We start from the raw sequence: 362 nt of genomic DNA, 5'->3' as shown, positions 1-362 counted from the left end.
GACCTGGAGGGCAAGCGCGTGGTGGTGCTGGGCGGTGGCGACACCGGCATGGACTGCGTGCGCAGCGCGATCCGCTTGGGCGCGGCCAAGGTCACCTGCGCCTACCGCCGCGACGAGGCCAACATGCCCGGCTCGGCGCGCGAAGTGGCCAACGCCCGCGAGGAAGGCGTGCGCTTCCTGTTCAACCGCCAGCCGCTGTCGATCGAAGCCGGCGCCGATGACGAGGTGATCGGGGTGATGGTGGTGGAGACCCAGCTCGGTGAACCCGATGCACAGGGTCGCCGCAACGCAGTGCCGATCGAAGGCAGCGAATCGCTGCTCGAAGCGGACGTGGTGATCATCGCGTTCGGTTTTTCGCCGAC

General features: G+C 68.5%; 1 protein-coding gene. It reads left to right on the top strand.

From position 1 onward, the window contains the following. Nucleotides 1-362 (top strand): FAD-dependent oxidoreductase (locus AC1DN0_RS41955; protein ID WP_477146739.1); only part of this gene is annotated, 362 nt, incomplete at both ends.

The organism is Cupriavidus sp. 05N39 (genome assembly GCF_056397325.1).
This window is presented reverse-complemented; position numbering and strand designations above follow the sequence as displayed.